Annotated in this window: 19 protein-coding genes and 1 pseudogene; 9 read left to right on the top strand and 11 right to left on the bottom strand. The window is 69.8% G+C overall.

Going from position 1 to position 23,900, the window contains the following annotated elements; genetic code table 11:
- Nucleotides 1-144: 144 nt before the first annotated feature.
- Both IF28_RS0120520 and IF28_RS0120525 read right to left on the bottom strand, forming a co-directional pair.
- Nucleotides 145-765, bottom strand: a complete 621-nt coding sequence (locus tag IF28_RS0120520) for a TetR/AcrR family transcriptional regulator (RefSeq protein ID WP_030222373.1) — start codon at nt 763-765, stop codon at nt 145-147.
- Between the two features lie 76 nt (nt 766-841).
- A complete protein-coding gene (locus tag IF28_RS0120525) occupies nt 842-2,431 on the bottom strand; it encodes an MFS transporter (protein ID WP_030222376.1) in 1,590 nt (529 codons plus the stop codon).
- 189 nt (nt 2,432-2,620) lie between these two features.
- Between IF28_RS0120525 and panB the strand changes: the two genes are divergently transcribed.
- The 3 genes from panB (at nt 2,621) to IF28_RS0120540 (ending at nt 5,701) form a co-directional block, all read left to right on the top strand.
- On the top strand, nt 2,621-3,508 hold the full coding sequence (panB, locus tag IF28_RS0120530) for a 3-methyl-2-oxobutanoate hydroxymethyltransferase (RefSeq protein ID WP_030222378.1): 888 nt from the start codon (nt 2,621-2,623) through the stop codon (nt 3,506-3,508).
- A 349-nt stretch (nt 3,509-3,857) separates the two neighbouring features.
- The gene (locus IF28_RS0120535) at nt 3,858-4,886 is read left to right on the top strand and encodes an ATP-binding cassette domain-containing protein (RefSeq protein WP_030222380.1); all 1,029 of its coding nucleotides are present in this window, start codon (nt 3,858-3,860) and stop codon (nt 4,884-4,886) included.
- Entirely contained in the window at nt 4,883-5,701 is an 819-nt protein-coding gene (locus IF28_RS0120540; protein ID WP_030222384.1) for an ABC transporter permease, read from the top strand. The genes IF28_RS0120535 and IF28_RS0120540 overlap by 4 nt, the downstream gene beginning before the upstream one ends.
- Here the strand turns inward: IF28_RS0120540 and IF28_RS0120545 are convergent, their stop codons facing one another.
- On the bottom strand, nt 5,702-8,980 hold the full coding sequence (locus IF28_RS0120545; RefSeq protein ID WP_030222389.1) for a BTAD domain-containing putative transcriptional regulator: 3,279 nt from the start codon (nt 8,978-8,980) through the stop codon (nt 5,702-5,704).
- 183 nt (nt 8,981-9,163) lie between these two features.
- Here IF28_RS0120545 and IF28_RS0120550 point away from each other — a divergent pair, with 183 nt between their 5' ends.
- Nucleotides 9,164-9,964: a site-2 protease family protein gene (locus IF28_RS0120550; RefSeq protein WP_030222390.1), complete on the top strand. Its 801-nt coding sequence runs from the start codon at nt 9,164-9,166 to the stop codon at nt 9,962-9,964.
- On the opposite strand, the gene IF28_RS0120555 is transcribed toward IF28_RS0120550, so the two are convergent.
- Together IF28_RS0120555 and npdG are read right to left on the bottom strand one after the other, a co-directional pair.
- Nucleotides 9,954-10,145 (bottom strand): hypothetical protein, encoded by a 192-nt coding sequence (locus tag IF28_RS0120555; protein WP_030222391.1) that lies wholly within the window; start codon nt 10,143-10,145, stop codon nt 9,954-9,956. The two genes, IF28_RS0120550 and IF28_RS0120555, sit on opposite strands and share 11 nt — an antisense overlap.
- Nucleotides 10,146-10,232: 87 nt before the next feature.
- Nucleotides 10,233-10,952 carry an NADPH-dependent F420 reductase gene (npdG, locus tag IF28_RS0120560; protein WP_030222394.1) on the bottom strand — a complete coding sequence of 240 codons (720 nt, stop codon included), beginning with the start codon at nt 10,950-10,952 and terminating at the stop codon, nt 10,233-10,235.
- Between the two features lie 139 nt (nt 10,953-11,091).
- Here npdG and IF28_RS0120565 point away from each other — a divergent pair, with 139 nt between their 5' ends.
- The gene (locus IF28_RS0120565) at nt 11,092-11,694 is read left to right on the top strand and encodes a hypothetical protein (protein ID WP_030222397.1); all 603 of its coding nucleotides are present in this window, start codon (nt 11,092-11,094) and stop codon (nt 11,692-11,694) included.
- A gap of 8 nt (nt 11,695-11,702) precedes the next feature.
- Here IF28_RS0120565 and IF28_RS0120570 read toward each other — a convergent pair whose 3' ends face one another.
- On the bottom strand, nt 11,703-11,933 hold the full coding sequence (locus IF28_RS0120570) for a hypothetical protein (RefSeq protein WP_030222400.1): 231 nt from the start codon (nt 11,931-11,933) through the stop codon (nt 11,703-11,705).
- A 69-nt stretch (nt 11,934-12,002) separates the two neighbouring features.
- Between IF28_RS0120570 and map the strand changes: the two genes are divergently transcribed.
- Both map and IF28_RS0120580 read left to right on the top strand, forming a co-directional pair.
- Entirely contained in the window at nt 12,003-12,860 is an 858-nt protein-coding gene (gene map, locus IF28_RS0120575; RefSeq protein WP_030222403.1) for a type I methionyl aminopeptidase, read from the top strand.
- 137 nt (nt 12,861-12,997) lie between these two features.
- Nucleotides 12,998-13,645 (top strand): heme oxygenase (biliverdin-producing), encoded by a 648-nt coding sequence (locus tag IF28_RS0120580; protein WP_030222404.1) that lies wholly within the window; start codon nt 12,998-13,000, stop codon nt 13,643-13,645.
- Between the two features lie 15 nt (nt 13,646-13,660).
- On the opposite strand, the gene IF28_RS37920 is transcribed toward IF28_RS0120580, so the two are convergent.
- A complete protein-coding gene (locus IF28_RS37920; protein ID WP_234325270.1) occupies nt 13,661-15,427 on the bottom strand; it encodes an AAA family ATPase in 1,767 nt (588 codons plus the stop codon).
- Between the two features lie 45 nt (nt 15,428-15,472).
- Entirely contained in the window at nt 15,473-16,105 is a 633-nt protein-coding gene (locus tag IF28_RS0120590; protein WP_030222410.1) for an ATP-binding protein, read from the bottom strand.
- A 142-nt stretch (nt 16,106-16,247) separates the two neighbouring features.
- On the opposite strand from IF28_RS0120590, the gene IF28_RS0120595 reads away from it, so the two are divergent.
- Nucleotides 16,248-17,120 carry a helix-turn-helix domain-containing protein gene (locus IF28_RS0120595; RefSeq protein ID WP_030222413.1) on the top strand — a complete coding sequence of 291 codons (873 nt, stop codon included), beginning with the start codon at nt 16,248-16,250 and terminating at the stop codon, nt 17,118-17,120.
- On the top strand, nt 17,117-17,320 hold the full coding sequence (locus IF28_RS0120600) for a DUF397 domain-containing protein (protein WP_030222416.1): 204 nt from the start codon (nt 17,117-17,119) through the stop codon (nt 17,318-17,320). The genes IF28_RS0120595 and IF28_RS0120600 overlap by 4 nt, the downstream gene beginning before the upstream one ends.
- 164 nt (nt 17,321-17,484) lie before the next feature.
- Here the strand turns inward: IF28_RS0120600 and IF28_RS40385 are convergent.
- The 3 genes and pseudogenes from IF28_RS40385 to IF28_RS39895 form a co-directional block, all read right to left on the bottom strand.
- Nucleotides 17,485-18,560, bottom strand: a protein-coding gene (locus tag IF28_RS40385; RefSeq protein WP_420713788.1) for an IS630 family transposase whose coding sequence is annotated in 2 segments (ribosomal slippage) — nt 17,485-18,101 and nt 18,101-18,560 — 1,077 coding nt in all. Because the reading frame shifts where the segments join, the coding sequence is not laid out codon by codon here.
- Nucleotides 18,561-19,127: 567 nt separating this feature from the next.
- Entirely contained in the window at nt 19,128-20,114 is a 987-nt protein-coding gene (locus IF28_RS39890) for a polymorphic toxin-type HINT domain-containing protein (protein ID WP_234325274.1), read from the bottom strand.
- 462 nt (nt 20,115-20,576) lie between these two features.
- A pseudogene (locus tag IF28_RS39895) lies at nt 20,577-20,696 on the bottom strand (hypothetical protein); the annotation flags it as partial.
- Between the last annotated feature and the right edge of the window lie 3,204 nt (nt 20,697-23,900).

Raw genomic sequence — 23,900 nt, forward strand, 5'->3', positions numbered from 1 at the left:
ATGACCCTAGGGGATGATCGGTGCCGTTCCCGCCGCCCCTCGGCGGCCGTACGGGGGCGAGGACGTGACGGGACGCCCGGGGAGTTCCGGACCACAGCGGGGAAAGCGCCCTCTGTGACGAAACGCGCACATCGCGCTTCGGGCCTACTCCCTGACGGGCCGTAGGCCCTGGAGCAGCGTGTCGACGATCTGTTCGGCGAGGTCGCCCGGAAGGTCGGAGTCGGGCCGCAGCACCGTACGTACGAGGACGGGGCCCACGACGATGTCGTTGAGGAGGTCGATGTCGACGTCGGCGCGCAGTTCGCCGTTCTCCCGGCCCCGGCGCAGCACCTCCAGGCCGAGCAGCCGGCGCGGCTGGATGACCGTGTCGTGGTAGGCGGCCCACAGGTTGGGGCTGCTCTTCATCTGGGCGCGTACGTTGTGCAGGATCGCCGAGGTGCGGCCGGCGAGGCCCCTTTGACGCAGGGACTCCAGCAGGATGACGAGGTCGTCGCGCATGGAGGTGCCGGGGAGTTCGGGGTCCGGGGGTTCGGCGGTGCGCATGACGTCGACGAGGAGTTGTTCCTTGCCGCTCCAGCGGCGGTAGATGGTGGCCTTGCCGACGCCGGCGGTGCGGGCGATGCGCTCGATGGAGAGCTCCGCGAGGGGCACGCCGTCCTCCAGGAGCTTCATCACTCCCTCGATGATGGCGCGCTCGACCGCCTCGCTGCGGGGGCGGCCCCGCGCGGGACCGTCCTGCCGGGGACCGGTGTCGGCCAGGCTCACGTCGTCGGGTCCTTTCGCTGGGCTGGGGACGATTCTCCCCGGTGGGCGGTGGGGCCGGTCCACCGCCCGGGGGACGTCACTCCGCCGCCGGGACCAGCTCCTGTTCCTCGTTGTCCCCCTCGGGCGACGGCGTACGCCCCGGCAGGAAGACGGCGACGACGATCGCGCCCACCATCGCCACGCCGGCTCCCCACAGCGCGGTGACGTGCATGGCGTGCAGGAACGCGTCGTCGGCGGCGCCGGCCAGGGCTTCTCCGCGCGGGCCCAGCCGGTCCGCCACGGCCAGCGTGGCCTCGATGGACTCGCCGGCGGCGTGCCGTGCGCCGGGCGGCAGCAGGCCGAGCTTGTCCTCGATGCCGTCGCGGTAGGCGGTGGAGAGCACCGAGCCGAGGATGGCGATGCCGAGGGCGCCGCCGACCTGCCGGAAGGTGTTGCTGAGGGCGGAGGCGGAACCGGCCTTCTCGCGCGGCAGGGCCTGCATGATGACGACGCTGACCGGGGTCATGACGTGTGCCATGCCGGCGCCCATGAGGAAGAAGACGACCTCCAGGATCCAGATGGGCGTGTCCGCGTCCAGGGTGGCGAACGCGGCCAGCGTCGCGGCGAGCACCACCAGGCCGGCGGTCGTGGTGGCCTTGTCGCCGAAGCGGTCGACCAGGAGGCGCGCCCTCGGCGCGAAGATCATCTGTGCGGCGGCCAGCGGGATCATCAGCAGCCCGGTCTCCAGCGGCGAGTAGCCGCGCACGCTCTGGGTGTAGAACACCGCGAAGAACGTCACGCCCATCAGCGCGAAGAAGACCAGCGCGATCGCGGCGATCGCGGCGGAGAACACCTTGTTCTTGAAGTAGGTGATGTCGATGGAGGGGTGGTCGCTGCGCTTCTCGAACACGACGAACGCGGCGAGTACGGCGAGACCGGCCGCGATCGTCACGAGCACCGTCGCGTCCGTGAAGTCGGCGAGCTGGCCGCCCTTGATGATGCCGTAGACCAGCAGGACCAGTCCGGTCACGGACAGGACGACACCGACGGGGTCGATACGGCCCGGGTTCGGGTCGCGGGAGTCGGGCACCAGCCACAGCATCAGGCCCACGGCGAGGACCACGATGGGCACGTTGATCAGGAACACCGATCCCCACCAGAAGTGGTCGAGCAGCACTCCGCCGGTGATCGGGCCGATGGCGATGGCCAGGCCCACACCGCCCGCCCAGATGCCGATGGCCTTGGGCTGCTCGTCACGCTCGAAGACGTTCATCAGGACGGCCAGGGTGGCCGGCATCACGAACGCGGCACCCAGGCCCATCACCGCGCGGAAGCCGATCAGTTCGGCCGGCGAACCGGAGAACGAGGCGAGCAGCGAGCCGATGCCGAACACGACGAGGCCGCCGATCAGCACCTTCTTGCGGCCGAGCCGGTCGCCGAGCAGTCCCGCGCTGAAGAGCAGCCCGGCGAAGACGAGCGTGTAGGCGTTGATCGCCCACTCCAGCTCGCTCTGGGTGGCGCCCAGACCGGTGGGCGCGGGGGTGGAGATCGTCTTGATGGCGACGTTCAGGATCGAGTTGTCGAGTACGACGATCAGCAGGCTCAGCATCAGCACGCCGAGGATCGCCCAGCGGCGCCGGTGCACCGCTTCCGGGACCCGGCGGGCAGGGACGGCAGGAGAAGTCATGCGGTCCAGGTTAGTCAATTACGATACGAGACCGTCTCGTATCGGAAGGGCTTTGCCCAGATCTTGCCCGGATATTGCCCGGCGGAACTCACAGGGGGACCTCTGGCCCTCGTTCGGGTGAGGTGCCACCATGGAAGTGGTCCGGGGACGCCGTCAGGGCGCCTCGAGATGACGTGTTGGGAGACTTCCATGACGCAGCTTTCGGCTGCCCAGAACGGGGCGTCCGGGTCGACGTCCGGTCCCTCCGGCGGCGGCAAGACGCTGTACGGGGGCAAGGGAACCCGCCGTATCACGGTCCGCGACATCGCCGCCGCCAAGGAGCGCGGCGAGAAGTGGCCCATGCTCACCGCGTACGACGCGACGACCGCGTCCGTGTTCGACGAGGCCGGCATCCCGGTGATGCTCGTCGGCGACTCCGCGGGCAACTGCCACCTCGGGTACGAGACGACCGTGCCCGTCACCCTCGACGAGATGACCATGCTGTCGGCGGCGGTCGTACGCGGTACGTCGCGTGCGCTGATCGTGGCCGATCTGCCGTTCGGCTCCTACCAGGAGGGTCCCGTGCAGGCGCTGCGCTCGGCGACCCGGCTGGTCAAGGAGGCGGGCGTGGGCGCCGTGAAGCTGGAGGGCGGCGAGCGGTCGCACCGGCAGATCGAGCTGCTGGTGGAGTCCGGAATTCCCGTGATGGCCCACATCGGGCTGACGCCGCAGTCGGTGAACGCGATGGGGTACCGGGTGCAGGGGCGCGGCGAGGAGGCGGCCCAGCAGCTGCTGCGGGACGCGAAGGCCGTGCAGGACGCGGGGGCGTTCGCGGTGGTGCTGGAGCTGGTGCCGGCGGAGCTGGCGGGTGAGGTGACCCGGGTGTTGCAGATCCCCACCGTGGGGATCGGGGCGGGCGCCGCCACGGACGCGCAGGTACTGGTCTGGACCGACATGCTGGGTCTCACGGGCGGGCGCGTGCCGAAGTTCGTGAAGCAGTACGCGGACCTCCGCGCGGTGATGCGGGGCGCCGCGGAGGCGTTCGCGGAGGACGTCGTATCCGGCACCTTCCCGGAGGAATCCCACTCCGTCCACTGAACCACTGCAGCACCACCCGCCGGCCCCGTCGATCTTCCCCCGTCGACGGGGCCGGCGCCCGTCCGCACCCCGCCCTCCGCCCTCCGCCCGTCCGCCCGTCCGCCCGTCCGCCCGTCCGCCCTCCGCCCTCCGCCCTCCGCCCTCCGCCCTCCGCCCTCCGCCCTCCGCGGGCAATCGTGCCGCAGGGCGGCACGGGTGGGCGCGACGGCACCCCGCCGGCGCCGGGCTGCGCAAACACCCCCCGGCCGGCCCCCACCCCGGGCAACCGGACACCCGGCCGACACATGCGCAGGCAGGTTGTCGGCAGGATGTCGGGGCTTTGTCGGCAGACATCGGCACGCTCTCCCTCATGACGCGAAACGACAAAGACCCGGGGGTCGCGGCCGGCGCGGTGAGCGTGCGGGGGCTCGTCAAGCACTACGGGGACACCAAGGCGCTGGACGGCGTCGACCTGGACGTACGCCAGGGCACCGTGATGGGCGTGCTCGGCCCGAACGGCGCCGGCAAGACGACCCTCGTACGGATCCTGTCCACGCTGCTCACCCCGACCGCCGGCCACGCCACCGTCGCCGGCTACGACGTGATCCGCCAGCCCCGCCAGCTGCGCCGGGTGATCGGCCTGACCGGCCAGTACGCCTCCGTGGACGAGAAGCTCCCCGGCTGGGAGAACCTGTATCTGATCGGCCGCCTCCTCGACCTGCCCCGCAAGGAGGCGAGGGCCCGCGCCGACGAACTCCTGGAGCGCTTCTCGCTCACCGACGCGGCCCGCCGCCCCGCGGCCACCTACTCCGGCGGTATGCGGCGCCGCCTCGACCTCGCCGCCTCGATGATCGGCCGGCCGTCCGTGCTGTTCCTGGACGAGCCGACCACGGGACTGGACCCCCGTACCCGCAACGAGGTGTGGGACGAGGTCAAGCGGCTGGTCGGCGACGGTGTGACCGTCCTGCTCACCACCCAGTACATGGAGGAGGCCGAGCAGCTCGCCGGGGAGCTGACCGTCGTGGACCGGGGCAAGGTCATCGCGAGCGGCGGCATCGAGGAGCTGAAGGCCAAGGTGGGCGGCCGTACGCTGCGGGTCCGCCCCGCCGACCCGCTGCAGTTGCGCCCGCTGGCGGCCGCCCTCGACACGCTCGGCATCACCGGGCTCGCCACGACGACCGTGGACACCGAGCGGGGTGCCGTGCTCGTACCGGTGCTGAGCGACGAGCAGCTGACGGCCGTGGTCGGCGCGGTCACCGCGCGTGGGATCACGCTCAGCTCCATCTCCACCGAACTGCCCAGCCTGGACGAGGTGTTCCTGTCCCTCACCGGCCACCGTGCCAGTGCCCCGCAGGACGTCGTGCCCGCCGAGACCCACGAGGAGGTCGTCGCCGTATGAGCGCCACCACCATGACCACCGATCCGCGCGCCGACGCGCGCATCCCGTTGCGGGCCCATCTGCGGCACACCGGGGCGCTCGTACGCCGCAATCTGCTGTGGATCCGGCAGGACCCGGAGTCGATGTTCGACGCCGTGCTGTTCCCGATCGTCTTCACCCTGCTGTTCGTGTACGTCTTCGGCGGCTCGATCGGGCAGTCGCTGGGCGGCGGGCAGGACGCCTATGTGCAGTACATCGTGCCCGGCCTGATGGCCATGATGGGCATGAACATGGCCCAGGGGGTGGGCACGGGGTTCAACCAGGACTTCAACACCGGGGTCATGGACCGCTTCCGTTCGCTGCCCATCGGGCGCGGCTCGGTGCTGTTCGCGAAGATCTCGGTCGAGATGGTGCGGATGCTGATCGCCACCGCGATCCTGATGGTCGTCGGTGTGCTCGTGGGCTTCGACATCAACAACTGGCCGGGGCTGTTCGCCGCCGTGGGACTGTCCGCCGTCTTCGGCTCGGCCCTGATGTGGATCTTCCTCACACTGGGTGTGGTGATGAAGAACGCGCAGTCGGTGCAGGCGATGGGCTTCCTGGTGCTGATGCCGCTGCAGTTCGGTTCGTCGATCTTCGCGCCGACGCAGTCGATGCCGGGCTGGCTGGAGTCGTTCACCCAGGTCAACCCGCTGTCGGCGCTGGCGGACGCCGCACGCGGGCTGATGGTGGGCGGCCCGGTCGCCCACGACCTGTGGATGACGCTGGCCTGGTCGGTGGGGATCACGGCGGTGATGGCGCCGGTCGCGATCCACAAGTTCCGTACGAAGAGCTGATCACGCCGGGTCGAGGAGGGCGAGGGTCTGTGCCGGGGAGAGACCTTCGCCCTCGGCGTACGCGGTCTCGTACCCCGTGTCCCCGATCGCCGTCCGGACGCGTGCCTCGGCCTGTGCGCGGGCCTCGCGTTCCATGCGCGGGGGGAGGTGCTCGGGCGGGAGCCAGGAGTCGGCGGCGCCGAGGCAGCGGGCCGCGTCCGCGGCGTGCCGCCCGCCGTCGACCCCGGCGAGGGCGGTGGCGCCCATGGTGACGTACGCGGAGCGCATATGGGGTGCCATGGCGGAGGAGAGCGGGTCGCCGGCCTGCCGGATCGCCTCGCGCAGGACGACGAGGGCCTGGTCGTCCTTGCCGTCGGCGACCTCGAGCCAGCCCTCGGCGCCGAGGATGAACGCGTCGAAGACGACGTAGTGCGCGATACGGAACTCCTCGCGCAGTTCCCGCAGATGCTGCCGTGCCTCGTCCGTACGGCCGGTCAGGCAGAGCCAGCCGGTGAGGAAGAGCCGGGCGGCGGGCAGGGCCTCGAGGTGCCGGCCCCGGGTGTCGTCGATGACCTCGCGCAGCAGCCGCTCACCGCGCTCGGCCTCCCCCGCCTCCAGCAGGGCGTTGCCCAGCCGGGCGGTGAGCACGGAGGTGTGGGCGCGGGCGCCGAGCCGCCTGGCGTGCTCGATCGCGGCCTCGTAGTCGGCGGCGGCCTCCTGGTACCCGCCGGCCATCTCGCGGGCCTCGCCGCGTGCGGAGAGGGCCTCGGCGATGCCCCAGGTGTCGCCGAGCCGCCCGTAGATCTCCAGGGCCTCGTCGGCGTCGCGACGGGCGTCGCCGGCCCAGTCGCTGCGGTTGGCGAGGAAGTTGGCGCGCAGCTGCAGGTTGGAGGCCAGCTCCCATTCGAAGCCGGGGTTCTCCCGGCAGGTGCGGATCGCCGCGTCGACGATCCGGTGCAGCCGGTCCATGTCGCCGGTGAGCATCACGGCGAACACCCAGAGCAGGCCGGGCGGGCGGCAGGCCTGCGGTATGCCCGGTTCGTACGTCGCGGCGACGAGGCGCAGCTTGTGCTGTGCCTCGGGGGTCTGCCAGTCGTCCAGCTCGGTGTCCATGTGGGCGAGATGGGCGAGGTGCACCCCGCGCCGGGCCTCGGTGAGGAGTTCCCCGGTCAGCGGGGGCGGGGAGTCGGTGCAGCGCTCCCACAGCGGTACGGCGGGCCGTACCGGTTCGCTGAACGGGTCGGGGGCGAGCGCCATCACCTCGGAGCACCAGTTGCGGGCCTCGATGCGCAGGTCGCGCATCTGCCAGTACCAGACGAGCGACAGGGTGATGAGGAGGGCCTCCTGCTCGTCGCGCAGGGCGAGGGCGTGGCGCAGGGCCGTGCGCACGTTCTCGTACTCCCGTTCCAGCAGGGCGATCGCGTCCACCTGGCGCGGGCCGCGCAGCAACGGCTCGGTGGTGCGGGCGAGTTCGCGGAAGTACGTCAGATGCGCCCGTTCCGCCTCGGCGCGCCGGCCGGACTCGTCGAGGCGTTCACCGGCGTACTCGGCGACGGTCTCCAGGAGCCGGTAGCGCATCTCGTCCCCGCCCGAAGGGGCGGCCACCACGAGGGACTTGTCGACGAGGGAGCCGAGCGCGTCGAGTGCGGCGGGTCCGCAGACGGCCTCGGCGGCGCCGAGGCCGCAGCCGCCGGCGAACACCGACAGCCGTCCCAGTACGTCGCGTTCGCCGGCGTCGAGCAGGTCCCAGGACCAGTCGACGACGGCCCGCAGGGTCTGCTGCCGGGGCAGCACGGTGCGGCTGCCGGAGGTGAGCAGGCGGAAGCGGTCGTCGAGCCGGTCGGCGATCTGGCGCGGGGTGAGCATCCGCAGCCGGGCGGCGGCGAGTTCGATGGCGAGCGGCAGTCCGTCGAGGCGGCGGCAGATCTCCGCGCAGGCCGCCGCGGTGTCGTCGTCGGCGTCGGTGCGGAAGCCGGGTCGGGCGGCGGCCCCCCGGTCGGCGAACAGGCGCAGCGCGACCGGTTCGGGCAGCGGCTCCACCGGGCGCAGCAGCTCGCCGCGCACACCGAGCGGTTCGCGGCTGGTGGCGAGGACGGTGAGCCGGGGGCAGCGTTCCAGCAGCGCCTCCACGAGGTGGGCGGCGGCCTCGACGACGTGCTCGCAGTTGTCCAGGATCAGCAGCATGCGGCGCGGGCCGCAGTGTTCGGCGAGGCGTTCCACGGGGTCGGCGTGCCGGTCGGTGACGGCCCGCATGCTCTCGGCGCCGGCGCCGTACAGCACGGTCTCGCGGGCGCCGACGGCGGTGAGGACGGCCTCGGTGACGGCGTCCGGGTCGTCGACCGGGGCGAGTTCGGCCAGCCACACCCCGTCGGGCACGGTCTGCCGTACGGTCTCGGCGGCCTCCTGGGACAGCCGGGTCTTACCCGCCCCGCCGGGTCCGAGCAGGGTGACGAGCCGGGCGGCGGTGAGGTCCGCGCGGATGGTCTCGATGTCGGCCTCCCGGCCGACGAACGAGGTGAGCCGGGCCCGGAGGTTGCCGGGCGGCGCCACCGCCCGGGGTGCGGGAGCCGGCTCGGGCCGCAGCAACTCGGCGTGCAGGGCGCGCAGTTCGGCACCGGGGTCGGAGCCGAGGCGGTCCGCGAGCAGCCGCCGTACGTCCTCGTAGGCGGCCAGTGCCTCGGCGGCGCGGCCGGTGTCGCGCAGGGCGCGCAGCCGGAGCGCCTGGAGGGGTTCGTCGAGGGGGTGGCCGTCGCACAGCGCCGTCAGTTCGGGCAGGGACTGCTCGGCGTCGCCGAGGGCGAGGGCTGCGGTGTGCCGGCCGCGCAGCGCGTCCAGGTGCCGTGCCTCGACACGGGCCGCCTCGGCGGTGCGGTCGGGCAGTCCGGCGAGGCCGGGGCCCCGCCACAGGGCGAGGGCGTCGTCGAGGACGGCGGCGGCCTTCGCGGGGTCGCCGTCGGTCAGGGCGCGCAGGCCCTCGCCGGTCAGCCGCTCGAAACGGTGCAGGTCGATGTCGTCGGGCGCGGCGGTGAGCCGGTAGCCGCCGTCGACGGAGGCGATCCGGTCGGCGCCGAGGGTGCGGCGCAGCCGTCCCACCAGTGCCTGGAGCGCTCCCGTGGCGTCGGCCGGCGGATCACCGTCCCAGACCTCGTCGACCAGCAGCCCGACGGGCACCGTACGTCCGGGCCGCAGGGCGAGCACGGTCAGCAGGGCACGCAGCCGCGCCCCGCCGACCGGGACGGCGGTGCCGTCGGGACGGAGTGCCTGGGTGGTGCCGAGGATGCGGTAGCGCACGGGGTCCATTCTCTCCGGTGACGGACACCCGGGTCACGGGGCCCACGACGGGGGTGTGTCGCCCCCCACCCTGCGTGGAACCGGGCGCGGGCGCGAGACGTTTTCCCGGTGCGCCCGGTACCGTCGGGCAGTCCGCGCCCGCCGGGCCCGACCGTCACCCGCCACCCCGCCGCCCGCCGCCCGAGGAGCCCCATGAGTACCGCCACCACCCGTCACAGCGACCGGAGGATCAGCCCGGTCTTCCTGGGCATCCTCGCCGTGACGGCGGTCACCGGGTGGGCCACCTGGTCCGGGTTCGCCTCGCAGCCGGGCGTGGCCGTGTTCCTGTTCGTGACGGCCGCCTGGATCGTCTCCCTGTGTCTGCACGAGTACGCGCACGCGCGCACGGCCCTGCACAGCGGTGACATATCGGTCGGCGCGAAGGGCTATCTCACGCTGAACCCGATGAAGTACACGCACGCGCTGCTGAGCATCGTGCTCCCGGTCGTCTTCGTCATCATGGGCGGGATCGGTCTGCCGGGCGGTGCGGTGTTCATCGAGCGGGGCCGGATCCGGGGGCGCTGGCGGCACAGTCTGATCTCGGCGGCGGGCCCGCTGACGAACGTGCTGTTCGCGGTCGTGTGCACGGCGCCGTTCTGGCTGGACGCGCTGGACGGCGTACCGGCGGACTTCCGGTTCGCGCTGGCGTTCCTCGCGCTGCTGCAGGTGACGGCGGCGATCCTGAACTTCCTGCCGGTGCCGGGCCTGGACGGGTACGGCGTGATCGAGCCGTGGCTGTCCTACGGTGTGCGGCGGCAGGTGGAGCCGTTCGCCCCGTTCGGTCTGCTGTTCGTGTTCGCGCTGCTGTGGGTGCCGTCGGTGAACGGGGCGTTCTTCGACGTGATCGACTCGCTGCTGGGCGCGCTGGGCATCCACGAGGTCGACACGTACTGCGGTTACGACCTGTTCCGCTTCTGGCGGGAGGCGAACGAGTACTGCTCGGTCAGCCCGTGACCGGCCCGCTGTCGCGCGCCGCCCGTCCGCGCTTCACGTAGTACCAGGTCATGTTGGACGACAGGCCCGCCAGCAGCACCCAGACGATGCCGATGAGCACGCTGCCCCGCACGAAGGAGACGACCGCCGCGGCGACGGCGAGGAGGCAGACGGCGAGGGCGTAGAGGGCCAGGCGGGGCATGACGGGGGCTCCTGTCGGGGGACACTGCTGACGTACCGCCGCGGCACCGTCACGGCACCGCTGCGGCGTCCAGTGTCCCCCATCGCCTCATACGTCCGTGACGCGGAGCCCCGCGTGCGCCTTGTAGCGGCGGTTGACGGAGATCAGGTTGGCGACCAGCGACTCCACCTGGTGGGCATTGCGCAGCCGCCCGGCGAAGATGCCCCGCATGCCCGGGATGCGCCCGGCCAGGGCCTGCACGATCTCGACGTCGGCGCGGTCCTCGCCGAGCACCATCACATCGGTGTCGATCTCGTCGATCTCCGGGTCCTGGAGCAGTACGGCCGACAGGTGGTGGAAGGCGGCGGTGACGCGGGAGTCCGGCAGCAGCGCGGCGGCCTGCTGGGCGGCGCTGCCCTCCTCGGGCTTCAGCGCGTAGGCGCCCTGCTTGTCGAAGCCGAGCGGGTTGACGCAGTCGACGACGAGCTTGCCGGCCAGTTCCCCGCGCAGGGATTCCAGGGTCTTGCCGTGGCCGTCCCAGGGCACGGCGACGATCACGATGTCGCTGCGGCGGGCCGTCTCGGCGTTGTCGGCGCCCTCGACGCCGTGTCCGAGTTCCTCGGCCGCGGCCTGCGCGCGGTCGGCGGCGCGGGAGCCGATGATCACCTTCTGCCCGGCCTTGGCGAGCCGGTAGGCGAGGCCCTTGCCCTGGGGGCCGGTGCCGCCGAGTACGCCGACGACGAGCCCGGAGACGTCGGGCAGGTCCCAGGGGTCCTTGGCGGGGGCCTTCGCGGGCCGCTGTGCGCTGTCACTGTCACTGGAGGTCATGGCCCGACTCTATGTCCGTGACGGTGCCGCGTCCGGACCGCGTGAGCGGTGTCACGGAGCCGGGGGCGTGTCCCCCGTTCGTGGGAATCCGGTCCGAACACCGGGACGCGGGCGAGCGGTTGGGGCAGTGTGCGGCCGCATGGACGCCGTACGGGTCGCGCTGCTGCGGGAAGTGCTCGCCGGGACGCGGTGGCTGGGTGACACCCGGCACTTCGCGGGGACGCTGCGCGGGTCGGTGGTGTCGCACGGCGGGGGGCTGCTGCTGGTGGGGACACCGGAGTACGAGCCGTGGCATCTGGCGGCCCATCTGGTGGACGAGGCCGCCTGGTCGGGCACTCCGGAGCTGTCCCCCACGCTCGTACGGCATGCCCCGCGGCCCGGTGATCCCGCGCAGCTGGCGGTGGGCCTGGGGCGGCTGGAGGCGGCGCGGCGGGGTGAGACGGTGCTGGTGGTGGCGCCCGGGGAGCCCTCCGCCCCGCTCCTGGAGCGGGTGTGCGACGCCCGCCGGGCCGGGGCGACGGTGCTGTCGCTCGGCCCCGCCGCGGGTGAGCTCCCGGCGATGGCGCACGAGAACCTGTCCGTCCCCGACGGTTCGGAGCTGGACCTGGACACCGTGCAGCACCTGGTCAGCGCGGCGGCCGGGGAGAACGCCCGGCCGGCCCACCGGGGCCCCCTCCGCTTCCGCGACCGCCTGTCACGCATGGCCGACCTGCTGACGGCACCGCCCCCGACCCGCTGGTAGGCGCCGGGTCAGTCCTCGTCCCGCCCGCCCGCGGGGGCGTCGTGCCAGCGGGAGTCGTTCTCCCACTGAAGGTTGCGCTCGCGGGCCGTCTCCATGGCGTGCTCGGCCTCGGCGCGGCTCGCGTACGGGCCGAAGCGGTCCTTGCCGGGGCAGTCGGGACCCTCCTCGACCTTCTTGTGCTCCAGGCAGTAGTACCACTCGCCCGGCTTTCCGACCGTCCGCTTCTTGAACAGGGGCATGACCGGTTCTCCTCTCACCTTCTCGCCACGGAGATGGTCCCCCATCGTCGCTGAATTAGACTCGCCGGCATGTCTGGCCAGTCGCTGCTCGTCCCTGGGGAGCTCTCCCCCACCCGCCCCGTGCCCGGGAACATCCGCCGACCCGAGTACGTCGGCAAGCCCGCCCCCACGCCGTACACCGGTCCGGAGGTGCAGACGCCCGAGACGGTCGAGGCGATGCGCACCGCGGGCCGGATCGCGGCGCGGGCGATGGAGGAGGCCGCGAAGCTGATCGCGCCCGGCGTGACGACGGACGAACTGGACCGGGTGGCGCACGCGTACATGTGCGACCACGGCGCCTATCCGTCGACGCTCGGCTACCGCGGTTTCCCCAAGTCGCTGTGCACATCGGTCAACGAGGTCATCTGTCACGGCATCCCGGACACGACGGTGCTGCGCGACGGCGACATCGTCAACCTGGACGTGACGGCGTACATCGGCGGGGTGCACGGCGACAACAACGCCACGTACCTGGTCGGTGACGTGGACGAGGAGAGCCGCCTGCTGGTGGAGCGGACCCGGGAGTCCCTGGCCCGCGCGATCAAGGCGGTCAGGCCGGGCCGGCAGATCAACATCATCGGCCGGGTGATCGAGTCGTACGCCAAGCGCTTCGGGTACGGAGTCGTCCGCGACTTCACGGGCCACGGCATCAACACGTCGTTCCACTCGGGCCTGATCGTCCCGCACTACGACAGTCCGCACGCGACGACGGTGATGCAGCCGGGGATGACCTTCACCATCGAGCCGATGCTGACGCTGGGCACCCACGAGTACGACATGTGGGACGACGGCTGGACGGTCGTGACGAAGGACCGCAGGCGCACGGCCCAGTTCGAGCACACGCTGGTGGTGACGGACACGGGAGCGGACATCCTGACGCTGCCGTAGAGATGACCCGTGAAGCCCGCCCTTCCTTCCTTGGAGGGCGGGCTTCGGCATGCCGTGGCAGGCTGGGGGGAGACTTACCGACAACCCGTCGGCAAGCTCTTGACTTAGGTAAGCCTAACCATAGAAGATCTGGACTCATGGACTCCTTCGCGACCCTCATCCGCACCGCCTCCCACGAGCAGCACATGGAGGCGGAGACGTCGACGTTCATGAGCGATCTGCTGGGCGGCCGGCTGGGCGTGGAAGCGTACGCGCGCTACACGGAGCAGCTGTGGTTCGTGTACGAGGCCCTGGAGTCCGAGGCACGAAGCCTCGCGCCGGACCCGGTGGCGGGCCCGTTCATCCAGCCGGAGCTCTTCCGCCTCCCGTCCCTGGAGCGCGACCTGGCCCATCTGCGCGGCCCCGGCTGGCGCTCCTCGCTGACCGCCCTTCCCGCCACGCGGGCGTACGCGGCCCGTGTGACGGAGTGCGCCCGCACCTGGCCGTCCGGCTATGTCGCCCACCACTACACCCGCTACCTGGGCGACCTCTCCGGCGGCCAGATCATCCGCGGCAAGGCGGAACAGACCTGGGGCTTCGCCCGCAAGGGCGACGGAGTCCGCTTCTACGTCTTCGAGGACATCACCAACCCGGCGGCCTTCAAGCGGAGTTACCGCCAACTCCTGGACGCGGTCCCGGCGGACGACCTGGAGAAGCAGCGCGTGGTCGGCGAGTGCAAGCACGCGTTCACCCTGAACACGGCGGTCTTCCGGGCACTGGGCGAGGAGTTCCCGCTGTCGGCGTGACGTCGGCGGCCGGGGTCACAGCAACCGCAGTCGCTCCATGGCCCCGCGCAGCTCAGTGGTCCAACGCCGGTACGCGGGCACCTTGCCCAGCGCGTCGAGCGCGACCGTCTGCCCCAGCCGGCCGAAGTCCCGTTCCGCGTCACGTCGCCCGCCCAGTGCCGCCTTCAGCAGGGACTTCGGGTCCGCCACCTTCTCCACGTCGTACGGCAGCTCCCACGCGGCGTCACGGGTGGGAGCTGCCTCTCTGACCGCTTCGGGGTCCGCCAGCATCCACGCCTCGGTCTCCCGCACGGGCACCAGGGCCACGATGCGGTGCGCGTCGTCGGGGAACCGCTCACGGACGGCATCGACCTTGCCCCGCTCGTTGTGGTCGTGGTGGACCATCACGATGTCGAAGTAGCGGAGCAGGTCGGTCACTTCACGCGCCACCAGGTCCCGGTGCGCCACGGTGAAGCACTCGCCGACGACCACTCCCGAGTAGTCGAAACCGACCGGCGCCTCAAGGGCGAGTTCGGCGATCAGCCGGTCGACAAGGGGAACGAGGAACCACTGATCGCCGGCCCCCTCCGTCAGGAGGGCGAGACTGAGATACCTACGCCCCACGCGCGTACCGCCCCAGGGGATCGAGGTACTTCCGCACTTCGAGGGGGGGGTGACGAACGTCCCGCGCTCGCCGCTCTCCGCCACCGTCCGCGCCCGGCTCAGCCGACGGGGCGGATGACCGTCGCCGAACCGGGTCACGGTGTCCAGGAACACCACCGAGTCCGGGGCGTCCTCCAGCGCGGCGGCGAGCGCGACCGGTGAGTGGGTGGTGATCAGAATCTGCCTTCCGTCACCGGCGGTGAGCGTCGTCGGGTCACTGGTTCTGCCCTTGAGCCGGAACAGCAACTGCGGGACGCGGGTGGGGTGGAGGCCGTTCTCGGGTTCCTCGATCAGGAGGACGCCTTCATGTGCGGGATCGTGGGCCGCGGCGAGCAGCGCCAGAACGCGCAGAGTGCCCGCCGACGCCGCGCCAGGGGTCACGCGGTGCTCGTACCGGTGCTGGAGCCAGACGTCCCACTGTCCCCACTCGGCGTTCGCCTCCACCGTGATGTCCACGAGGTCGGGGAGCAGCGCCACGGTGTCGGCGCGGAAGTCGTACCAGCGCTCCGGGTCCCGGGCGATCCGGCCCAGGACGGCCCCGAGGTTCTTGCCGTCCTCCGCGAGGGGCGCGGCGTCGTAGGTGGAGGAGACGACGCGCATCGCCTTCGGCGAGGGTTCGAGGATCCGCCAGTTGCTGGTGGCCCCGGCCAGCTCCCTGCTGTACGCGGCGTCCCGTACGGGGACCTCCGTGCAGTGCAGCTGGCCGGTTTCGTCGAGGTTCAAGTACGGCAGGGCGGGCGAGGTCCAGTCCGGATCGCCCACGTAGTGGTCATGGACGTTGAGCACCTCGGTGTCGACGCGCAGAGGGTCCGGCGGATCCACGTACGTCACCCGGGCCTCGACCCGGAGGTGGCAGTACCCGAGGTCACCGTGCACCAGCACATGGGCGGCGATCCGCATGACCCCGACCGGCGTGCCGTCCGGCCCGCGCCGGAACAGTTCCTTTGGGCCGTCCCGGCGGGCGTGGTCGACCAAGGTCTGGCCGGTCGGCTCCCGGATCAGCCGGCCCAGCAGGTCGACGGCCTCCAGCAGGTTGGACTTGCCCGAGGCGTTGGCTCCCACCAGGACGGTGAACGGCGACAGGTCGAGGGCGAAGTCGTCGAACGACTTGTACCCGTCGATCTCGATCCGCGTGATCACCCTGCCCACCTCCTCTCCACACGGCCGCATGTGCACTGCGCCACATTATCCGCAGGGATCTCCCACCCGTACGGTCAACGGTTCCGCCGCCTGCACCAGCAGCGCGGTGCCGTCGCCGAACTCCAGCACCACGGCGGGACCACCGGCCGCGTGCTGACCACCACGCACGGACCGCACGGTGCGCCACTCCCCCCACACCCGCACCTTCTGCCCCTCCCTGACCATGACCGCCGCCACCTCGCGCGCCTCGGGTTCGGCCACGATGTCCGGAGCCTTCAGCTCGGCGAACACCGTCTTCCCGATCCCGGCGGGGCGCGTCTCGTAGCCCCACCGATGGGCGAGCGCCGCGACGAGCAGCAGCCCCCGCCCGCCGGTCTCGTCCACCCCGGGCTCCCGCACCTCAGGCCGACCGCCCCCGGCGTCGCTCACCTCCAGCCGCAGCAGCCCGTCCGCGAGGGACCGGCTGATCCGCACGCCCACCTGCCGATCCCCCGGCGCCGGGGCACGCAGCGCGTTGGTGACGAGTTCCGAGAGCACCAACTCGGCGTTGTCCAGCGTCTCCTGACCTACGCCCCAGTCGCCGAGCACGGCGTGCAGCAGCGCCCGGGCGCGGGGGACGCTGCGGTGACTGCGGGGCAGTCGGAAGGTGATGTCGTTCGTAGCGGCACGGTGTGCCATGGCACCCCCATGGGGTTGTTACCAGCAAGGCGATCCGCAGCATATGAACTGGCGCAACGTTGCATGACGAGATGAAGCTCGCCTCACTCTTTCGAGTAAGAAGCAGACCGCAGAGGAGTACTCCTCTGATAGGGAGTTGCCCATGCCCACTGTCAAACCGTCCACCGTGCTGGGCCGTCAACTCGGTGACGAGCTGAAGAGGTTCCGCGAAGCAGCAGGCGTCTCCATGGCTCAGGCCGCCGAGGCACTCGACTGCACGAAGGGGAAGATCAGCCGCATCGAGAACGGGCATGTCCCCGTGCGCAGCCCCGACCTGATCGCACTCATGCAGGCGTACCAGGTGGAAGAGCCCGAATCGCGGGACCGCCTCATGGCGCTCGCCCGCAGAGCCAACCGACGGCGCAGGGAAGGCTGGTGGCACCCGTACGCGTCTGTACTCAGCGACACCTACGTCGATCAGATCGAGATGGAGGCCATCTGCGCCGGTATCCGGACGTACCAGGTGCAGCTGGTTCCCGGACTCTTGCAGACGGAGGAGTACGGACGGGCGGTGACTGTCGCCTCACGGGCCTGGCAGACCCCTGAGGAGATCGACCAGTTCGTACGGGTGCGCCTCACCCGTCAAGAACGGCTCGCTGGTGAGAGCCCCATCGAGTACTGGGCGGTGTTGGCGGAAGGCGCACTGCACCAGCAGGTGGGCGGTGCCGACGTGATGAGGGCACAGCTGCACCACCTCTTGGCCATGGCGCAGCGGCCCAACGTCACGATCCAGGTACTCCCGTTCTCGCGCGGTGCGCACTCCAGCATGTACGGCCCGTACCTGCTGCTCACCTTTCCCCAGCTGGCCTCACTCGACCTGGTCCTCACGGAGACGCCCGCAGGCAACATCTGGATGGAGCGGGAGACCGAAGTGGCGTGTTACCGAGCGCTCTTCGACCACGCCCGAATGGCAGCATTGCCCCCGCCCGAATCACTCGCGCTGATCCAGCGCGTCGCCAAGGAGTACAGGTCATGAGCCATGAAGCCCTCAACCACGCGGCCACCGACACGGCGATATGGCGCAAGAGCAGTCACAGCGGCGGACAGGGCGACTGCCTGGAACTCGCCCACAACATCCCCGCCCTCGCCCCAGTACGCGACAGCAAGGACCCGGCCGGCCCGGTGCTCCCCTTCGGCCGGGACGCCTGGGGTGTCTTCGTCGCGCACCTGAGTTGACGCTTATCGGGCGTCATTCGCCAACACGCCAGGCCGCTCCGCCCTTGATATCTCGACGTCCTCGCCAACGTCCTCAGCCCGATGGGCAACCCCCGACGCCTCGTCTGCCACGGCAGCCGTCCGCGGCCTTCGTCCGCTGAGGTTGAAAAGGTGGGGTGACAGGGCTACGGGGGCTCCAGCCCCAGCCCGATCTCGGCTATGAAGCCGTCGAGGATCTCGGATCGGCGTTGGATGTCGCGTAGGCGGTTCTTCACGAGTGGGGTGAGGTCGTCGATCGTGTGGGGTGCGAGGTTGGCCAGCGACTTCTTCAGATGGGCCCAGACGCCTTCGACAGGGTTGAGGTCGGGTGTGTAGGGCGGGAGCTTGACGATGGTGAGCCAGTCGCTGTTGCGGCCGCAGAACTCCCGTAAGGGCTTGGCGTGATGGGTGCTGGCGTTGTCCCACACCACGATCAGCGGGGCATCGCCAAGCTGCCGACGGGCGGAGGTAAGCAGGTCCACGAACTCGCGTGCCCGGAAGCCCTTCTTCTCGCCCGTACGGCCCCGGTAGGTCTGCGTCCGGTAGATCAGACGGGTCTCGCGGCCCGGTCTGACGCAGATCATCCCGGCTATCAGAACCCGGCCGGATCCCTTGCCCGTCACCTCGATCAGCGGCGTCCTGCCCCGTCGCGACCATGTCCGACCCTTGCCGGGCTTCAGGTCCTGCCCGGCCTCGTCCTCGAAAACTATCCACGCGCCCAGGAGCTGGGCCGACCTCTTACCCGTGACCACTGCTCCGTCCGCCACGCGGCGACGGCCTGCTCGTCCCGTTCGACGGCCCGATGTGCGGGGACCTGCGGCGACCAGCCCAGTCGGTGCAGCAGATACGACACCCCACGTGGGGTGTACCGGTGCCGGAACAGGCGGTGGATCAGCTCCGCGACCCTCGCCAGGGTCCACCGCTGGTCCTCCGTCCAGCCGTGCGCCGCCGGGCCGGCCTCCAGCTCGGCCTGCAGCCGCTCGGCCTGGACATGGTCCAGTCGGCACGGAAAGCCGTCGGCCCCCTTGGAGGCCAGGGCCGACTTGCCGCCACCACGCCAGGCGGCGTGCCAGGCGTACGCCGCCTTCCTCGACACCCGTAACCTGCGAGCAACCTCCGGCGGCCGCAGCCCCTGCCCGAACATCTCCGCGGCCTCAAAGCGCACCGCTTCGCGCTTCGCCCGCCCCGCAGCGGTCAGACCGCCGCCATCCGCGTACCTCATGACCAGGATGTAGCACCGCCAACGCCCGCCGTCACCCCACCCTTTCAACCTCAGCGTCAAACCCCCTCCCAGACCACTGCTGCCCCCACCGGATTCTCCGGTGGGGGCAGCAGTTTAATTCCTCAGACATCCCTACAGGGAATCGTCCCAGCAAGGCATCTCAAACCTCGACCCGCACGCCTCCGTGCGAGAAGTCGAGAGATTTAATTCCTATTTCTTTGATCCCTCTCGGATTGGATTCCCACGGCCGGAACCCAACAATCGGACGCGGAGATCCACCTCCCCAAGAATCCCAAGAATCGAAGTAGATCGAAGCTCTGACTATTGGCCCATAAGGACCAACAGTCACGGGCTCCTCAATCGATTGCTGGATGGCATCCAGCACTTGTCCCACCTGGCCAGCATCGACCCTCTCCTGAGTGCTCCAACAGCCGAGCCAGGACACCGGCGGCAGTGATTCAGGGGACCGCAGGCATACCCAGATCCTCTCGGGAAGCTCACCATCCCCACGCAGCACGTACGCCGTGAAGTGTACGGAGGACTCCAGTCGGACAGCCCATGCCTCCACTAGTTCCCTCCAATCATCATTTCAATGAGTGTATCCGGGTGCATCCGCCCATCCAGAACGCGGTTCCTTATTTCCTCAGTTCTGTTATTCCCGTCAGCGATATGCAGCCGGGATCCGGGAAGATTTATATCATCCCCAGGAGCGAAATCCCTGAACCCGGTAATGGGTTCACGCCCATTCGGCCCGCCGAATCGGATGAGGTCGTCATTACTCAGCGAAGTCACACCGCCATGCCCTGCATCGGCGCTGCCGTACATCTGCTCGCGAGTCGCAGGGTTCCCCTGGATGCGGTCCAACATCTCACTCGCCTTTGCATAAAAACGCGTCGGCCTTTCATGGACCGGGAGGTCAGCGAGCTTTCCGTTGCAGTTGTGGACGAGTACCGGCGTGGCCCCCGCCAGCACATAGTACGTGTGGACATCACGGATGGTGAGGTCGTGTGTGCGCTGGCGCTGCTCGAAGGCACGGGTGTCGCTGAGGGTGGCTGTGCCTCCGTCGGCGGTGCGGAGGGTCATGCCGGGCTTGAGATCGCCGGCTTCGATCCAGCGATTCGCCGAAGGGGACCAGAAGGGATGGTTGACGGTTGAGGTGAGGGTGGCCGTCGAGGAGTTGCCGTCCGCCTCGCCTGCGGCCTTCTCTCCCGCCTTGCCGCCCGGACTTTCCTGCTTTGCCGTGATGGTGAGGTCGACGAAGTGCTTGTCGTCCTCAGTGGTGATGGTACGGACGACTTGGCGGACGGTGGTCTTGCCGGTTTTGGGGTCAGTGGCGATGATCTTGTCGCCGAGCTTGACGTCCTTGATCGATTTGGTCTTGCCGTTCGCGGCCAAGACCTTCGTCTTGGGTAGGAAGCTGTGCTTGTCGCACGTTATTCCGGATCCGGAGTCGGCTTCCGCTGCGCGTTTCTTCGCTGCGGCAAGAGCTGATTTCGCTCGGGCCATCGCCTCCTTCGCTTTGGTAATCTTCTTGGAGGCGCTGAGCATGTCCATCGCGCCGCCCACGATGTCGTCGACAAGGCCGACGACCCGTTTGACGAGCTTGGCTCCCTTGGCCCACTCCCAGCGTGCGCCGTATTTCGCGAGGAGTTTCCCGGCGATGCCTCCGGCAAAGCTTCCGGCGATGTTGAGGAGGGTTTCGCCGCAGGCGGCAATGTCTCCGCTGGAGAAGCAGTCGAGGGCAGCGTTGATGCCGAGCTCGTCCTTGAGAATCTTGACAAGGACCCTGGTCGCCTGGACGGTGCGCTTTTGAGCGGAGGAGAATTCCCGTTCGGCTGCTTTCTTCTGGGCCCCGGCTTGGTCACTGGCCCTCTGAGCCTTGCGGACTTTGCCTGGATCGTGGTAAGTGCCGCCGCCACAGATGCCCTTGGCTGAACGGGTGGTGGCGCAGGGCTCCAAGCCGGTGGGATCGGAAAGGGTGACGGGGGTGTTGTCGGCGTAGGCGTAGCCGTTGATCTGCTGTGGGCGGGTGTAGTCGATGACCGGGTCGACGGAGATGAATTTGCCGAGTTGGGCGTCGTAGGAGCGGGCGCCGATGTGGGTGAGGCCGGTGGAGGCGTCGATGGTGCCGCCGACGAAGCCCTTCTCGCCCGGCCATGTCCCGCTCGCCTTGCCCCGGTCGACGCCGTACGGGTCGGAGCGGCGCTGAAGGACAGCTTGTTGTCGTCGGTGCGGATGGCGATGGTCTGGCCCGCGTGGCTGTAGTAGCGGGTGGCCTTGACGGTGCTGGAGCCGGCGGCGAGGGAGAGCTCCATGCCGGGCAGGTAGACAGTCGTGGCCTTGGGATCCTTACGGATCATGCGTGAGCCATCAGGACCGTAGATGAAGGTGGTGTCGCCCTCCGAGGTCTTGACCTTGGCGGGCTGGCCGGTGGCGTTCCAGTCGAGGGTCTGGGTGTTGCCGCCGATTACACGGGTCGTGGTGTTGCCGGCGTCGTCGTAGGTATAGGTGGCCTGGCTTTCGCCGGTCGGAGTCTTCTCCGCGACCTTGGTGACCTGGTGCGGACCGTCGCCCGCGGCGCTCGCGCCGCCGTAAGTGTAGGTGCGGGTGATGTCCTTGGTCGCATCCCTGCCGACGTCGTGGATGACTTCCTGGGTGCGGTTGCCGATCGAGTCAACGGTGTAAGTCTTCCAATACGGGGCGGGTCCACCCAACGCGTGCGTGCCGGGTGCGGCGTCGCAGGCGGAGGGCCTGGAGGCGTCGAGGCCGTTGCTACCGACGGTGCCCGCACCTTGGGCCGTGGTGGCGGTGGCGGCGGGGGTCCAGGCGTCCTTGAGGCGGGCGCCGGTGTCGTAGGCGAAGCACTGGACATCGGTGGTCGCCGTGGAGCCGGTGTCGGCAGTGTCGGAGATCGACAGAACGTTGCCGGCCTGGTCGTAGGAGTAGGAGGACTGCTTGGCGGGAGCAGTGGCACCGGCTATGTCGACCGTCGCGGTGCGCAGTCGGCCGGTGCCAGCCTCGTAGTCGAAGGTCTGGCCGACCTTCTTCCCGCTGCCGGTGTAGAGCTCCATGCCCATGACCTGGCTGATGCCGGAGTAGGTGGTGCCGGTGACGTAAGGGGTGGTTCCCTTGAGAGTTGTGGGGCGCTGGAGTTCGTCGTAGCCGTAGGAGAGGGCTTCGGCGGGCAGGCCCCCGACGGCGGGCAGTCCGGTGCCGCGGACGGTGCCGTCGCGGTTGTAGGAAGTGGTGAACTCGTACGTCCCGGCCAGCGCCTCCTCGGTGGTCGGCACGGCGTAGGTGGTCTTCAACGGACGGTAGAAATCGTCCATCGAGGTGACCATGGAGCCGATGTACTTGGTCGCGTTCACATAGCGCATGGAGGCCCAGGCGTGGCCGAGCCAGCCGGCTTTGTCGTACCGGGTCTCGGTGAGCTTGGTGCCGGTCGTCGGCTCGCCTTCCCACGTGAACGTGGGCCGTGACAGGGAGTCGTACTGGGTGGAGACCCTTTTGCCGTTGCCGTCGATCGTCCAATCCACGCGGTCGAGTTCGTCGTAGTGCGTCTCGGAGGTGCCGGCGTCGGGGTCGGTCGACTTGGTCTTACGGCCGAGCTGGTCGTACTCATAGGTCCAGACGTTGTTCTTGTCGTCGGTGACCGTCTTGAGCTGACCGTTGGGGGTGTAGGTGTACCTGGTCTCGTCGTAGCCGAGCAGCGGATCGGGGCGGTCGCCGTGGTAATGACGCAGGGACGTGGTGCGGCCCTCGGCGTCGGTGACGGCGGTGGTGGCGACACCGCCGGTGGGCGGGTCGAAGTGCACGAGCTCGCCGTCGTAGCGGGTGGTGCTGCGCCACTGCTCGGTACCGGCGTGAAGAGTGATCGCGGCCGTGGGCCGGCCGAGACCGTCGTGCTCGGTGCGGGTCTGCGCGCCGACTGCGCCGTTGCCGACGGTCAGCAGTTCGTCACTGGGGGGTCCCGAGGCCCGGTACGTGGCGTTGGTCTTGGTGACCTTGCCCGTGCCGTCGTACCAGACGTCGGCGACCATACGGGTGCCGTCGGGGCCTTCGGTCTGCTTCTGACGGCCGCGCAGGAAGCTGTCGAAGAGTTCGTACTCGGTGCCGTACGAGCCGTCGATCTCGATCTTCTCGGTCTTGATGACCGTGGGCTTGTCGGTGCGGACCACGTAGGAGTACTTGATGCTGGGTGTCTGCGCCTTGATCTGGTCGGGCAGCCACACGGAGGTGAGACGGCCGATCGCGTCGTGGGCGAGGTCGGTGCGCTTGCCGTTGGGATCGGTCTGACCAGTGGACGCGCCACGGGCGGGGTTGTAGTCGGTGGTGGTGACGTGACCGGCCGCGTTGGTGAGGGTGGTCTGCGTCAGCAGGCCGTTGGTCTGGGTGTACCGGCTCTTGGTCTCGTTGTTCTTGGCGTCCTTCTGCCACACCGGACGTCCGAATGCGTCATACCCGGTGGTGCCGGTGGTCTGGTACGTGGCGGTGGCACCGTTGTGGGCGGTCATCCGCTCGGTCCTGGTCGCGTCGCCCATGGTGGGGGCCGCGCCGAACGCGCCGTTGTCGTACGAAGTGCGCTCGTCGGCCAGGACCTGCCTGGAACGGTCGGGCGTAGTGGCGCACTTGACGGTCACGACCTCGCTGCGGGAGGGCAACGAGAGGATGTTCATGTCGACGTTGTCGGCGTATTCCGTGCGGGTGCAGGTGTCGTCGGTGGCCGTCGAGACGTCCCCGAGGTCCTCGAGCTGGGTGACCCGGCCGGTGCGGGTGGCGGTGTCGTAGGTGGTGACGCTCTTCGTCTCACGCCAGCCACCGGCCGACAGCGGGGTGAAGCCCCGCTGAACACGCGGCTTGGAGATCACCGCGTGCCGGATGCCCCAGCTACGCGTCTGAGTCGCGGTGTTGTGCTTCCACGGCTCGCTGACCGTCCGGGAGACGATCTTGCTGCCGTCGTACGTAACCGCTTCCAGCTCGTGGCCGATGTACTCCTCGGCGTCCGTGTGCTCGGTGCCCTGGGAGTCCTTCACCTTGACGCTGCGGGTGCCACCGTCGGCGTCCTTGTCGCCGTCCATGCCCTGCAGATAGGTGTAGTCGACGCGGGTGGACTGCTTGTCCGCGGTCCCGCTGGTAACCGACACCTTGCCGTATCCCTGCCAGCTGCCCCAGGTCAGGAAGTTGTCCTCGGTGATGCCGTCGGGCTTCGCCTTCCGCCAGGCCGCGTCACCCCGGTAGTCGTAGCGGGTGACGACGGATTCGCTGCCGCCGGTGCGGTCGGTCTCGATGATCTCGGCGACGACATACTTGTGGAACCAGTCGGTGATGGGCTCCACATGG

It is taken from the genome of Streptomyces sp. NRRL WC-3626, from assembly GCF_000718785.1.
Lineage (GTDB): Bacteria > Actinomycetota > Actinomycetes > Streptomycetales > Streptomycetaceae > Streptomyces > Streptomyces edwardsiae.